A 13,452-nucleotide genomic window follows, 5' to 3' on the forward strand; every position below is an offset into this window, starting at 1 on the left:
AGTCTGCCAGCCGGATGCGGTTCCGCACCGGTGCAGATGCGCCTCCGGCAATCACGTGCAGGACAGACTTTTTGGGGTCGACTGGTTTGAAGGGACAGGCAGTGGATACGCCAGTTGCGCAAGCGGCTCCAGCCACAAGCGCGCTTGCGTCGTCTCAGGCGGCTTGGCGCGTGAGGGCTATGTCCCTGCTCCGGACGAATGCCGGCCGGAGCAGCGTTGCGTCACTCAGCGCAGTGGGCGCTGCGCGAAGGTGTTATAAGCCTGCAACTGGCCATTCGAACCGTTTCTGGTTTCCAGCCGTTCCAGGTTGATGATGGCCGACAGCATCAGCCGGTCCTGGCTCCAATCCGCCGGTTTCTGTATCGAAAGAGCCGACAGGAACACCACGGCCACCATGGGCAATACGGCCAGACTGGTTACACCCCAATGCGGGCGAACCCGGTTGGTTTCCAGAAGGGCCTCCACACGGCGGCGGAGTTTTTGGGCCGGCGAGCGGCGCAAGAGCTTTTCCTGCACTTCCAGAAGGGCGACGGCGGCTACACCGACGGACCGATCACGTGCTTCCCTGTCCTGGCGTTTGCGAATTCCCGCCTGGGCAGCCCGCAGCAGGCACATGCAGTAGGACCTCAGGTCCACATGCGCGTTTTCCGCAACCTTCTGATCGCAGGCAAGTTCACGCAGACGCTCGACTTCGGACTTCCACATGTAGAAGAACGGGTTCCAGAAAAACAGCGGCCGCAGCAGCTCCAGTCCGACTTCCCAGGTGACATCGCCCTGACGCAGATGCTGGAACTCGTGCTTGAGAACCAGCTTCAGATCCTCCGGCTCGGCCAGAAGATCGGACGGGATGACCACATAATGGCGCTTCAGGCCGCGTGCCGAGAACGGCACCAATGCGCTGTCGGACAGCAGCAGTTGCACACGGCCGTTGCTCCGCCATTCGTGGCAGGTGGCCAGCACCCGGTGCAGCCGGACGAAACTGACGACGAGTTTCAGGGCGAAATAGCTGAACCCGGCCAGAAGGCCGAGCGCAATTCCCACACCGACGCCATTGGACAGGGTCAGGATCATTTCACTGAGCTGCCCGCGCAAACCCAAAAGGGACTGGAAGTCTTCCGCCGGAATGGCAATGCCACCACGCAGATACTGCGCTACGGCATAATCGGCCAGATTGACGGACAGGGTCCGGGGGACCACTTCCGCCGACAACATGTGCTGGTAGCCCATGACGGCGAAAGGCGTTAGCAGGATCAGCGCGAACAAACCGTTCAGCAGCCCAAGCTGTACGGAAAAATCGACCTTTTTTCCGGAACGGGCCAGCAGAAGTTTGGCGCTCAGCCACACCATTGCGGTGATGGCAAGTGTGATGTTCAGATCGATGTAGATATCAAAAATCTGGTTAAGTAGCGTCATCTGTCCTCCTCCTGTCCAGCAACGCTCTGATTTCCTCCAGATCGTCTCCCGTAAGTTCGTATTCATCGACAAGCCGGGCCACGAGGGACGCAGGTGTGCCGTCGAACAGTTTTTCTGACAGATTTCGGAGAGATCGGGACTGGTAGGTATCCCTGGTCAGCCGAGGGGAATAGATGAATGTCTTGCCTTCTTTGCGGCTGTCCACGAAGCCTTTTTCATCCAGAATCCGCATGATGGTGGCACAGGACGTATAGGCGAGTTTTCTCTCCGGCGGCAGACATGCAAGGATGTCCCGCACGGAACCTTCGCCGAGCTTCCAGAGTTCAGTCATGAACTCCAGTTCGACTTCGGTCAAAAACTCGTTGCTTTTACGCTTTCTCATTACAGTCCTGCACCGATTGCGGAATGGATGTGGCTTACGACATCTATTCTTGCACCAGAATATCGGAAATTACTATGTCTTTAGTCGATGAAGGCGTTCGGGTCTTTTCCCGTCTTTAAGACCTCCCACGGGGACGAAGCGCGCGGAAAATCCGCGCGCCCGGTTGCTCATCAAACCTTCCAGAAACAGAAGACGCCCCACCCGATGCTCAGGGCCAGCGGCCACCAGAGCGGGTTGCCCACCAGGCCAAGCCAGGCCAGGAAGATGTAGGCCGCACCGAGCAGGGTGATGAAGAGGCGGTCGCCACGGGTCGTTTCCAGTCCCAGGATCCCCCTTCGTGCAGCACCGCCCGGAAATTTGAATTCCACAACAGTCAGCACGCCGATTGCGGAGAAGATACCGACAAACAACAGGGCCGTCGGCAAGGTCCATGCCATCCAACCGAGCATCATACCCTCCCCAGGGCGAAGCCCTTGGCTATGTAGTTACGAACAAAATAGATAACGATGGCGCCGGGAATGATCGTCAGGGTCCCGGCGGCCGCCAGCAGACCCAGTTCGTAACCGGCGGAGGAAGCGGTTCGGGTCATCACGGCAGCAATGGGTTTCGCCTCGACGGCGGTCAGTGTCTTGGACAGCAGCATTTCCACCCAGGAGAACATGAAGCAGAAGAAGGCAGCCACCCCGACGCCGGACTTGATGGCCGGCAGGAAGATCGTCATGAAGAAACGCGGGAAGGAATAGCCGTCCACATAGGCGGTTTCGTCCAGTTCCTTGGGCACCCCGCTCATGAACCCTTCCAGGATCCAGACCGCCAGCGGCACGTTGAACAGGCAGTGCGCCAGGGCAACCGCCAGATGCGTGTCGAACAGGCCGACGGCGGAATAAAGCTGGAAGAACGGCAGCGCGAAGACGGCGGCCGGTGCCATGCGGTTGGTCAGCAGCCAGAAGAACAGGTGCTTGTCGCCCACGAAGGAGTAGCGGGAGAACGCATAGGCTGCCGGCAACGCAACGGTGATCGAAATGACCGAATTGATGGTCACATAGATGATCGAGTTGATGTAGCCCCAATACCACGTCGGATCGGTGAAGATGTCGATGTAGTTGGCAAAGGTCCAGGTCTGCGGGAACAGGGTGAACCCGGACAGGATCTCGTTGGTGGTCTTGAAGCTCATCGCGACGAGCCAGTAGATCGGCAACATCAGGAAGAGGATATAGATCACGGGAACCAGGCTTTTCAGGCGCATGACGGTTCTCCTTAGGACTTGTTATCGTTCATCGTCATCAGCGTGTAGAACAGCCAGGAGGCGAACAACGTGATGGCGAAGTAGATGAGGGACATGGCGGCTGCCGGTCCAAGGTCGAACTGACCGAGGGCGATCTTCACAAGGTCGATCGAGAGCAGTGTCGTGGAGTTGCCCGGACCGCCGCCCGTCAACACGAAAGGCTCGGTGTAGATGTTGAAGCTGTCCATGAAGCGCAGCAGCACGGCAATCGTCAGCACCGTTTTCATCTTCGGCAGCTGGATGAACCGGAATACCGCCCAGCGGGACGCCCCGTCGATTTCCGCCGCCTGATAGTAGGCGTTCGGGATCGAGACCAGGCCGGCATAAGCCAGAAGCACCACCAGTGACGTCCAGTGCCAGACATCCATGACGATGATCGTCACCCAGGCTGCAATCGGGTTCTGGGTCATGTCGTAGGAGATGCCCAGGGTGTGGTTCAGGAAGTAACCGAGCAGACCGATGTCCGGCAGGGTGAAGATGTTCCACATCGCGCCGACCACGTTCCACGGGATCAGCATCGGCAAGGCCATGGTCACCAGGCAGAACGGCACCCAGAAACCCTTCTTGGGCATGGACAGCGCAATCGCCACGCCGAGCGGCACCTCGATGATCAGGATCAGAAAGGTGAACAGGAACTGCCGGCCGAGCGCATTGTGGAAACGCTCCGAGCGAAGCACCTGCTCGAACCAGTCCAGCCCCTGCCAGAAGAACAGATTGTCGCCGAAGGTTTCCTGAACGGAATAGTTCACCACGGTCATCATCGGGATGAGCGCGTTGAAGGCGACAAGAAGAAGCACCGGGGTCACGAAGAACCAGGCGCGTTGATTTTGCGTTTTCATCGGGCCCCTCCCTCGGGCTGGCTCGCCAGCCAGCCGTCCTTGTAGAGACGCGTCTGGGATTGTTTGAAGTCGAGCATCACGTCGTCTCCGGCGTTGGGCGCTTCGCCCTCCAGAATGGCGTTGATGCGCATGTCGTGCGCGACGGCCTCGACCACCTTGTGGCGGCCGATGTCGGCAACCTTGCGAACCTTCGCCGCAATGCCTGCGCCGCTGGCGGACACATTGACGAATTCGGGCCGAACGCCGATCTGGGCTGCGCCATCGCCGGCACTGGCCACCGGTCCTTCCAGCGCGACCCTTTCGCCGCGGAAGAAGGCCGCTCCGTTCTGGACCTCGCACGGCAGGACGTTCATGCCCGGAGAGCCGATGAAGTGACCGACGAAAGTGTGGGCGGGACGCTCGAATAGGTCCACGGGCGTGCCGATCTGCACAACCTCGCCGTCCTGCATCACCACCACCTGATCGGCGAAGGTCAGCGCTTCGGTCTGGTCGTGGGTCACATAGATCATGGTTGCCTTGACCCGCTGATGAAGCTCTTTCAGCTTGGACCGCAGCTTCCATTTCAGATGCGGATCGATCACCGTCAGCGGTTCGTCGAACATCACCACGTTGACGTCCTCACGGATGAGGCCGCGGCCCATGGAGATCTTCTGTTTGTTGTCCGGCGAAAGATTTGCCGCCCGGACCTTGAGCATGTCGGTGACTTCCAGCATTTCGGCGATCGCGGCGACCCGGCGCTTGACCGTATCCTCGTCGCGCCCCCGGTTTCTCAGCGGAAAGGCCAGATTGTCGTAGACGGTCATCGTGTCGTAGATGACCGGAAACTGGAACACCTGCGCGATGTTACGCTTTGCCGGCGGCAGGGCCGTGACATCCTGATCGTTGAACAGGATCTTGCCTTCCGACGGCACCAGCAGGCCGGAAATGATATTCAGCAGCGTGGACTTGCCACAACCCGACGGGCCAAGAAGGGCATAGGCCCCGCCGTCGTCCCAGGTCAGGTCTATCTTCTTCAGGGCGTAATCTGCGTCGCTGGCCGGGTTCGGCTGATAGCTGTGGCGCAGATTGGAGAGTTTGATTTGTGCCATGATGTCCTCTCCTCAGGCGGCCAGCTGGCCGTCAGGCGCAAAGAAGAAACAATGGCTCGGATCCAGGTAGAAGCTGTGGACCTCGCCGACGGAATAGGGATGGACACCGGGTGACAGCGAAACCCAGGCATTGCCGTCCATGTCGAAATGCGCGCTGCTTTCCGATCCACTGAGCTCGGTTACCAGAACGTGGCCGTCGAGCTTCACCGTGTGATGCGCACTTTCCACCGGCATGACATGGTGGGGCCTTATCGCCAGAGTGTATGTGCCGTCCTGAAGCCCAGAAGCGGCGCCTGTCACCTGCCAGCGCGTGACGTCGTTGAGCATGACCATGTCACCCTGCTTCGTCACGGAGGCGACGTTGATCGGTGGATTGGAGAAAACCTTGGCCGCATCCAGATCTTTCGGTTTGCGATAGATGTCCGCGGTCGGGCCGAACTGCACCACGTTGCCATCGGTCATCAGGGCCGTGTGCCCGCCCAGAAGCAGGGCTTCCTCAGGTTCGGACGTTGCGTAGACGACGACCGCGCCGCGGCCTGCGAAAAGCTCGGGAAGCTGGTCGCGCAGTTCCTCGCGCAGCTTGTAGTCGAGGTTGGCAAGCGGTTCGTCGAGAAACACCGCATCACTTTCCTTGACGATGGCGCGCGCCAGCGCGGTGCGCTGCTGCTGGCCGCCGGAAAGTTCATGCGGATTGCGCTTGAGATAAGGCTTCAGCTTCATCAGCTGGGCCGCTTCTTCCACCCGACCCTCGATTTCCGACTTGGCAACGCCCGCGACTTTCAGCGGCGAGGCAATGTTGTCGAAAACTGACATATGCGGGTAGTTGACGAAAAACTGATGCACCAGGCTGATGTTGCGCTTTTGCGCGGACAGACGCGACACATCCTTGCCGTTGAGCACGATCTGCCCGCTGGCCAGACTGTCGAGACCAGCCATCAGCTTGATCAGCGAGGTCTTGCCCGAGCCGGTTTCTCCAAGCAAAACATTGAAGTGACCGGGATGCAGCGTCAGGCTCGTTTCCTTGACATGGGTGATGCCCGCAACGCGCTTGCTGACGTTCTTGAGTTCTAGAGACATTTATTCTCGCCCGCGTCCGGACAGGTTCAAGTGGCGAAACATCGATTTCGCGCCCTGTCGCTTCGGATCGGTGGTGGACCGGGGAAACGCCCCGGTCCGGTTTGTCGGGTGATGAGTGCCCGGGCACCGTATTCTGCCTGGCAGAAACAATGCCCGTGCACGTCGCGCCGGGGTTTACTTTTCAGCCCAGCGAGCAACCAGCTCGTCGTAGTTCACGGTCTGGCCCTGGGGCTTCTCGTTTTCGAGCTTGGCTTTCGGTGCGCCCGGCTTGTCGAGCCATACCTGCGGGTCGGACTCTTCGTTCAGACGCGGGCCGCATCCGCCGTAGACATTGGCACGCTCGTCAGCCTGCTGCATGCGGGCCATGACGATGTCCATTTCCTCGGCCAGACGGTCCATTGCTTCCTGCGGCGTGAAGGCGCCGGAGTTCACGTCACCGATCTGCTGCCACCAGATCTGGGCCAGCTTCGGATAGTCCGGAACGTTGATGCCGGTCGGGGACCAGGCAACACGGTCGGGCGAGCGATAGAACTCGACCAGGCCGCCAAGCTTCGGAGCACGCTCGGTAAAGGACTCGTGACGGACGGTACTGTCGCGGATGAAGGTGAGACCGACATGGCTCTTCTTCACGTCAACCGTCTTGGAAACCACAAACTGGGCATAGAGCCAGGCAGCTTTCGCACGGTCCGCCGGAGTGGAGTTCAGGATGGTCCAGGACCCCACGTCCTGGTAGCCGACCTTCTGGCCTTCTTCCCAGTAGGGACCATGGGGGCTCGGTGCCATGCGCCACAGCGGCGTGCCTTCGTCGTCAACCGTGTTGTTGCCTTCGGACTTCGGCTTAACCATGTCCGCGGTGAACGCGGTGTACCAGAAAATCTGCTGGGCAACGTTGCCCTGGCTCAGAGCCGGCAGGGACTGGTAGAAGTCGAAGCTGGCAGCCCCTGGAGGCGCATAATTGCGCAGCCATTCGTCCCACTTGCGGATGGCGTAGACGGCCGCCGGGCCGTTTGCAGCACCGCCGCGGGAAACCGAAGCGCCAACCGGGTTACAGGTGCCGGCTTCCATGCGGATGCCCCACTCGTCAACCGGAATGCCGTTCGGCTCGCCCTTGTCGCCCGCGCCCGCCATGGACAGCCAGGCATCGGTCATGCGCCAGCCGAGATCCGGCGCGCGCTTGCCGTAGTCCATGTGACCATAAATCTGAACGCCGTCGACTTCCTTGACGTCCTTGGTGAAGAACTCCGCAATATCCTCATATGCGGACCAGTTCACCGGCACACCGAGGTCGTAGCCGTATTTGTCCTTGAAGGCCTTCTTCAGGTCTTCGCGGTCGAACCAGTCCTTGCGGAACCAATAAAGGTTCGCGAACTGCTGGTCGGGCAACTGATAAAGATCGCCGTCCGGACCGGTCGTGAACTGGGTGCCCATGAAGTCTTCCAGGTCGAGACCCGGGTTGGTGACATCCTTGGCATCGCCGCTCATCCAGTCGGTCAGATTGTAGGCAAGCTGCAGACGGGAATGGGTGCCGATCAGGTCGGAGTCGTTGACATAGGCGTCATAGAGGTTCCGGCCGGTCTGCATCTGGGTCTGCACGGCCTGCACCACTTCCCCTTCGCCGAGGATCTGGTGATTGACCTTGATACCGGTGATTTCTTCGAAGGCCTTGGTCAGAACTTCCGACTCGTAGGAGTGCGTCGGAATGCCTTCGGACAGGACGTTGATTTCCATGCCGTTGAACGGTTCGGCCGCCTTGATGAACCACTGCATCTCTGCAAGCTGCTCGTCTTTGGACAGAACGGATGGCTGGAATTCCTGGTCGATCCACTTTTGCGCCGCTGCTTCATCGGCAAAAGCGGACCCTGCCCCCGCAAGCACAGCACCAGCTGCGACTGCGGTGAGTAGATACTTACGCATCTGCATCTCCTCCCGTGAGATAATATACGCCGTCGTTATCCGGCTCGGGATAGAAGGTCACAGCATTGCCATGTTGTCAAACTAAATTTTTAGTAGATAGATCAGCCTCCAAAATACAGAGGCAATATCTTGTTTTTAAAGGCTTTTCATAGCCTGAACGCTTATCCGAATGCGATCCGAAAACCCGGCCGCCTGTCGAGCGCTGCCCACAGTGTGGCACAAATTAGACATTGGATGTAGCACGAATTCGGGTTTCGAGTCTTTCATATTCTTCCGCGCAAAGCTTCCATTGACATTCGTTTTGCATCGCAAAACGAAATATGAATAAATGTTTCGCACTGCGGCACAGTGTGATCGGCCAACAGTCGACGCTGCGTCACGTCCGGCAATGGAGCCCGGCCGAACTCCGATGACCGGTACCCTGGGGTGGTCGCAAGGCGCTTTGCCTGGACCGGCGGACTGGATCAAGGGACCGGGCGCAGAAAGTTTCCTGCGTTGACGCGACAACCTCAAAGGCTATGTCACATGGCGGATGATCCACCAGTGCCTGACCGGTCTTCAAGAGAAGGATGACAGCAGCCAATGACCACTTTTCCAACCGATGCACCGGTGCTGGTAACAGGGGCCACAGGGTATGTCGCCGGCTGGCTGGTGAAGGAACTGCTCGACGCAGGAAGAACGGTCCATGCTGCTGTCCGCGACCCGGATGACACGAGAAAGACCGCCCACCTTCAGGACGTTGCCGCCACATCGCCCGGCACCTTGCGCTTCTTCAAGGCCGACCTGCTGAACGAAGGCTCCTATGCCGAGGCAATGGCAGGCTGCGCGACCGTCTTCCACACCGCCTCTCCCTTCACCGTTTCGGTCAGGGACCCGCAAAGGGAACTGATCGACCCGGCCGTGAAAGGCACACGGAACGTTCTGGAGGAAGCCGCACGGACACCTGATGTCAAACGTGTTGTCGTCACCAGTTCCTGCGCAGCCATTTACACCGATGCGATCGATTGTGCGAAAGCGCCCGGCGGCGTTCTGACGGAAGATATCTGGAACACTACGGCCTCCCTCGATTACCAGCCCTACAGCTATTCCAAGACGCTTGCGGAGAAAGAAGCCTGGAAGATTGCCGGCGCTCAGGACCGTTTCAAACTGGTCACCGTCAATCCCTCACTGGTGATCGGCCCTGCCCTTAACGACAGACCGACCTCGGAAAGCTTCAACATCGTCCGCCAGATGGGCGATGGCACCATGAAGCGCGGCGCGCCGAAGTTGGGTCTTGGAGTCGTGGATGTGCGTGACCTGGCCAGGGCCCACATGGAAGCAGGCTTCAGAAAAGATGCCGACGGCCGTCACATTATCTCCGGCCACAACACCAACATTCTGGAACTCGGCAAGGCCCTGATCGAAAAATACGGCGACCGCTACCCGGTGCCGCGCCAGTCTCTGCCGAAGTGGATCGTCTGGCTGGTCGGGCCGATTGTCGGCGATATTTCCCGGAAATTCGTCACCAACAACGTCGACGTGAAATGGCGTGCCGACAATTCCAAAAGCAAGCGCGCCCTGGGTGTTACCTACCGGCCGATGAAAACGTCCATGGAAGAGATGTTCCAGCAGATGATTGACGCCGGGGCGTTCGGAAAGTAGCTCGCTTCAAATCACGCCCTCTCCGTTCGCTGAGGTCACGGCATGGATTGCAGGGTCAAGGTGCGGATTACAGCCCCCGTGATTCCGGCGAAACGTGAGCCGGGACCGGGGAGCCCCAGGGTTTCAAAAAACAAAAGGCGCGGCCGGTAGCCGCGCCTTTCCCGATGAGGAAAACCCGAAGCAGGTCTTACATCTTGCACTCGTCCGAATAGGCATCGCCGTGATCGGTCAGGGCCGTTCCGACAATCTTGTTGGTGTAGACGTCGCCTTCCTTGATCACCTCACGGACATAGATGTCCTGGATCGGGTGATGGTTCGGGCCGAAGCTGAACTTGCCGCGCACGGACGGGAAGTCCGCAGCCTCAAGAGCTGCGCGGAACGCGTCCGCGTCCGTCACATCCGCCTTGGCCATGGCCGACAGCAACAGGTTGGCCGTGTCGAAGCCCTGAGCCGCATAGAGCGACGGCAGGCGGCCGTATTCGGCTTTAAAGCTATCCACGAAAGCCTTGTTGGCATCGTTGTCGATGTCCTTGCTCCACTGGCTGGTGTTCTTCACCCCCAGCGCCGCATCGCCAACCGCCTGCAAGATGCCCTGATCGAACGAGAAAGCCGGACCGACGACAGGAAGATCGATGCCGCTGTCGGCATATTGCTTCAGGAAGGAGATCCCCATGCCGCCCGGCAGGAAGAAGAACACGCTGTCGACGCCCGACGAGCGGATCTGGGCCAACTCGGCCGCATAGTCGGTCTGGCCCAGCTTGGTGTAGATCTCGCCCGCCAGTTCGCCGCCATAATAGCGTTTGAAGCCGGTGAGCGAATCCTTGCCGGCCGGATAGTTCGGCGCAAGGATAAAGGTCTTCTTGAAACCGGCTTCCTTGGCGTAGGCACCAGCGGCTTCATGCAGGTTGTCGTTCTGATAGGCGACGCTGAAATAGTTCGGGTTGCAGCCTTTGCCGGCCAGTGCGGACGGACCGGCGTTCGGCGACAGGTAGAACTTGCCCTGAGCGGTCACCGACGGCACGACGGCCATGGCCAGGTTCGACCAGATGATACCGGTCAGGACGTCGACCTTGTCCGACTGGATCATCTTGTCGGCAAGCTGAACCGCGACGTCCGGTTTGCGCTGGTCATCCTCGACGATCACCTCAAGGTCCTTGTTGCCGGCCTGTTTGACCGCCAGCATGAAGCCGTCGCGCGCATCGATGCCTAGGCCCGCACCGCCGCCCGACAGCGTCGTGATCATGCCGACCTTCACGGGCTCGGCCTGCGCGGCTCCAGCCAGAAGGGCCACAAGGCTGGCGGCCGCAGCAAATTGTTTTAACATGGGAAATCCCCTCTCTTAAGTCCCTTGAGCCCACTTGCGGGGCTCTTGAAACCACACTCTATCGGCACAATCGCGGATGGCAAACATGCAATTCGTCTGGGAGTGACGAGGGGCCGCCTGTGTCAAAGAGCCGTGCGCACGTGCCAGAGTTCGGGGAAGAGTTCCACTTCCAGCATGCGCTTCAGATAGGTCACCCCGCCGGTGCCGCCGGTGCCACGCTTGAAGCCGATCACCCGTTCCACGGTGGTGACATGGTTGAAGCGCCAGCGGCGGAAATAGTCTTCCAGATCAACCAGTTTTTCGCCGACCTCATAAAGCGCCCAATGAGCCGCCGGATCCCGGTAGACCTTTTGCCACAAGGCCATGATCTCGGGGACTTCCCGGTGCGGGGCAGAGGAAGGTTCGGCGATGGCATCCTCCGGCACATCCAGACCCTGACGGCGGGCAAAGGCAAGCACGACCTGATAAAGGCTCGGCCGTGCCAGTTCCGCATTCAGCAGGGTAACGCCTTGCGGATCGTGTTCATGCGGGCGGATCATCGCCGTGTTCCGGTTGCCCAGCGCGTATTCGATCAGCCGGTATTGCAGCGACTGGAAACCGGAGGACATGCCAAGCGCATCGCGGAACTGCGTGTAGTCGCTGGGCGTCATTGTCCGCAGAACGTCCCACGCGGAATTCAGCTGCTCCATGATGCGGCTGACCCGGGCAAGCAGTTTCATCGCCTGCGGCATGTGATCGTCTTCTATGGCCTCGCGAGCGGCATTCAGCTCATGCAGCATGAGCTTCATCCAGAGTTCCGAGGTCTGATGCTGAATGATGAAAAGCAGTTCGTCGGATGCATCCGACAAAGGCGCCTGAGCGTTCAATATCTGTGTCAGGCCCAGATAATCGCCATAGGACATCTTGTCCGCAAAGCGCATCTCGGCGCCTTCGGTTTCCGGATTATAGGCTTTTTCCGGCTCGACTTTATCGTTCATGGTTCTCCCCGCTGGTCTCTTCGAACGACCGATTGAAGGCATCTATAGCCTCGACATGGCAGAGTTGGATAGAAGAGATATCCAGCAGGCATGACAAAACGGGTGAGCAACCGCTGCGTCCGATCAGGGCATTCTCAACCGTCGGCGGCTTCCAGAATGGCGGCTGCGGAGAAGTCATAGTGGCTGCGTTTGGATATCGATTTGCTGAAGCTCGAAAAATCTATCTTCTCCCAGTTCCCGTTCCCGAGCCGGCTGAGGTAAGTGTCCACATTCCGCGAAGTGATGGGCGACATCCTGAACAGCACATCGACGGAAAATTCGCTCTGGATGCGTCTGAAATAGTGGTCCCGCAGCACAACAATCGCCCAGCCCCCTGAAAAAAAGTGCCCGCCATGGGTCATGGTCATGTCCCCCGATTTCACCGCCTCCATACCCCGGTTGGACCAGTTGAGCCCCGCAAACAGAATGTCCTTGCCGACAAGCAATCCGGCATCGGCAGCTGCCCGTTTTGCACCGAGGGCGATGTCGTCGTTCGCCCCCCACACCACATCGATGCGCGTCCGGTCCAGGACGTCACGCGTGCGCACGAAAGCAAGTTCCTCGTTCCAATTGACCGGAATGGCATGCAACAGTTTGACATCGCTGTTGTCCGCGACAGCGCGCATCATGCCGAGTTCGCGCCGCAGGGCCCCTGATGTTGTCGTGTCGCCCGTCAGGGCGAGCAGCCGGATCTCCTTTGCCTGCGGATGAAGCTTCCGCGCCTCGGCAAACAACGACTGCGCCATTTCGTAACCGGCCGCTTCATTGTCCGGAACGATCGAGGCAATGATGCCACGAAGATCGATATTCCGGCGTTCGAGTTCGCCCGTTTGTTGCGGCGTCAGCTTGTTCAGCAGAAACAGAACCTTGCTGGGCAGGCCTGCCAGCTGCTGCATCAGCCTGGCTGCCGACTGGCCCTCGTTGACCAGGATGAAATAGTCGGGAAGATCTCCCTGGCTCAGACGCTGGCTGAGAAGTTCTTCCATGCCATAGGGGCGCCTGTTTGCGTTGAGGATTTCCAGGTCGACATTCAGATCGGCTGCGGCAGCAAACATCGTTTTGGACACTTCGCCCCAAAAGCCCGTTTCACCACCCGGATTGATGAAGGTCACGCGAAAGTCCGCCGCCTGAACCACACTGGCAGCAATCCAGAACCAAACCAGATACAGCAGTCTGACGAACATATTTATCCTTCGCACTCAAACGAGGGCTGGAACAGCTTCGGGTTCATAATAGCCACCACACACATTCTGAAGACACGGCAAGCACTTGCATGCATTTCAAGCATTCAACACCCAGGATTTTCGGGAGCCGGACTTTAAGACAGCCTGCGAGCGAGCCGACTATGGCAGAACTGCTGTCACCAGGTCATTTACATCGAGCGGGCACCTTGATCCGATTTTCTTAATCAAAGCAAAATCTGCCCTGAAAAAGCGTCCTTCAAAACCGGCGACACCGGAAGGAGTGCATCGT

General features: G+C 59.0%; 12 protein-coding genes. 1 reads left to right on the plus strand and 11 read right to left on the minus strand.

Annotation, left to right across the window (positions count from 1 at the left end):
* Positions 1–225: 225 nt before the first annotated feature.
* The 8 genes from FMN63_RS04655 to FMN63_RS04690 all read right to left on the minus strand — a co-directional run bounded on the left by FMN63_RS04655 (position 226) and on the right by FMN63_RS04690 (position 7,998).
* Positions 226–1,413 carry a M56 family metallopeptidase gene (locus FMN63_RS04655; RefSeq protein WP_148582791.1) on the minus strand — a complete coding sequence of 396 codons (1,188 nt, stop codon included), beginning with the start codon at positions 1,411–1,413 and terminating at the stop codon, positions 226–228.
* The gene (locus FMN63_RS04660; RefSeq protein ID WP_006931837.1) at positions 1,400–1,795 is read right to left on the minus strand and encodes a BlaI/MecI/CopY family transcriptional regulator; all 396 of its coding nucleotides are present in this window, start codon (positions 1,793–1,795) and stop codon (positions 1,400–1,402) included. The genes FMN63_RS04655 and FMN63_RS04660 overlap by 14 nt, the downstream gene beginning before the upstream one ends.
* 170 nt (positions 1,796–1,965) lie before the next feature.
* Positions 1,966–2,247 carry a DUF2160 domain-containing protein gene (locus FMN63_RS04665; protein ID WP_209000940.1) on the minus strand — a complete coding sequence of 94 codons (282 nt, stop codon included), beginning with the start codon at positions 2,245–2,247 and terminating at the stop codon, positions 1,966–1,968.
* Complete coding sequence (locus FMN63_RS04670; protein ID WP_148582793.1) at positions 2,244–3,041, minus strand: carbohydrate ABC transporter permease; 798 nt, start codon at positions 3,039–3,041, stop codon at positions 2,244–2,246. The genes FMN63_RS04665 and FMN63_RS04670 overlap by 4 nt, the downstream gene beginning before the upstream one ends.
* 11 nt (positions 3,042–3,052) lie before the next feature.
* Positions 3,053–3,919 (minus strand): carbohydrate ABC transporter permease, encoded by an 867-nt coding sequence (locus FMN63_RS04675; RefSeq protein WP_006931840.1) that lies wholly within the window; start codon positions 3,917–3,919, stop codon positions 3,053–3,055.
* Entirely contained in the window at positions 3,916–5,007 is a 1,092-nt protein-coding gene (locus FMN63_RS04680) for an ABC transporter ATP-binding protein (protein WP_148582794.1), read from the minus strand. The genes FMN63_RS04675 and FMN63_RS04680 overlap by 4 nt, the downstream gene beginning before the upstream one ends.
* 12 nt (positions 5,008–5,019) lie before the next feature.
* Positions 5,020–6,084, minus strand: a complete 1,065-nt coding sequence (locus tag FMN63_RS04685) for an ABC transporter ATP-binding protein (protein ID WP_148582795.1) — start codon at positions 6,082–6,084, stop codon at positions 5,020–5,022.
* A 174-nt stretch (positions 6,085–6,258) separates the two neighbouring features.
* Complete coding sequence (locus FMN63_RS04690) at positions 6,259–7,998, minus strand: ABC transporter substrate-binding protein (RefSeq protein ID WP_148582796.1); 1,740 nt, start codon at positions 7,996–7,998, stop codon at positions 6,259–6,261.
* Between the two features lie 582 nt (positions 7,999–8,580).
* Here FMN63_RS04690 and FMN63_RS04695 point away from each other — a divergent pair.
* On the plus strand, positions 8,581–9,639 hold the full coding sequence (locus FMN63_RS04695) for an NAD-dependent epimerase/dehydratase family protein (RefSeq protein ID WP_148582797.1): 1,059 nt from the start codon (positions 8,581–8,583) through the stop codon (positions 9,637–9,639).
* A 187-nt stretch (positions 9,640–9,826) separates the two neighbouring features.
* Here the strand turns inward: FMN63_RS04695 and FMN63_RS04700 are convergent, their stop codons facing one another.
* The 3 genes from FMN63_RS04700 to FMN63_RS04710 all read right to left on the minus strand — a co-directional run bounded on the left by FMN63_RS04700 (position 9,827) and on the right by FMN63_RS04710 (position 13,163).
* Complete coding sequence (locus FMN63_RS04700; RefSeq protein ID WP_148582798.1) at positions 9,827–10,963, minus strand: ABC transporter substrate-binding protein; 1,137 nt, start codon at positions 10,961–10,963, stop codon at positions 9,827–9,829.
* 122 nt (positions 10,964–11,085) lie between these two features.
* Positions 11,086–11,940 carry a tryptophan 2,3-dioxygenase gene (gene kynA / locus FMN63_RS04705; RefSeq protein ID WP_148582799.1) on the minus strand — a complete coding sequence of 285 codons (855 nt, stop codon included), beginning with the start codon at positions 11,938–11,940 and terminating at the stop codon, positions 11,086–11,088.
* A 134-nt stretch (positions 11,941–12,074) separates the two neighbouring features.
* On the minus strand, positions 12,075–13,163 hold the full coding sequence (locus FMN63_RS04710; protein WP_148582800.1) for an ABC transporter substrate-binding protein: 1,089 nt from the start codon (positions 13,161–13,163) through the stop codon (positions 12,075–12,077).
* Positions 13,164–13,452: the final 289 nt, after the last annotated feature.

Origin of the sequence: Stappia sp. BW2 (assembly GCF_008107695.1) — a bacterium.
Taxonomy (GTDB): Bacteria; Pseudomonadota; Alphaproteobacteria; order Rhizobiales; family Stappiaceae; genus Roseibium.